The 363-nt window shown below is 74.7% G+C and carries 1 protein-coding gene; it reads right to left on the reverse strand.

The window, feature by feature from the left end:
• Nucleotides 1-363 (reverse strand): GDSL-type esterase/lipase family protein (locus TW83_RS18290; protein WP_343251971.1); only part of this gene is annotated, 363 nt, incomplete at both ends.

Raw genomic sequence — 363 nt, forward strand, 5'->3', positions numbered from 1 at the left:
CCCGCCGCTGCCCGCGGTCTGCAGGATCGCGTCCAGGTTCGCCTCGGCATCGGCGGGCTGCCAGCGGCGCAGAATGTCGTTGCCGCCCAGCTCGACCATGACGGCATCGGGGCGGTGGCGGCGCATCGACAGCTCGATCCGCACGCGGCCGCCATAGGTCGTGTCCCCCGACAGCCCCGCATCGATCAGGTCCGCCGGGCGCCCCGCATCGGCCAGCCAGGCCGACAGCTGCGGGACCAGCCCCTCGGTCGGGCCCAGGCCGAAACCGGCGGTCAGGCTGTCACCAAAGCACAGGATGCGCGGCAGCGCCTGTGCCTGGGCGGGGCGGACCAGTGTGGCGGCGGCGGCGGCGGTCAGCAGGTG

It is taken from the genome of Paracoccus sp. S4493 (assembly GCF_000967735.1).
GTDB lineage: Bacteria > Pseudomonadota > Alphaproteobacteria > Rhodobacterales > Rhodobacteraceae > Paracoccus > Paracoccus marcusii.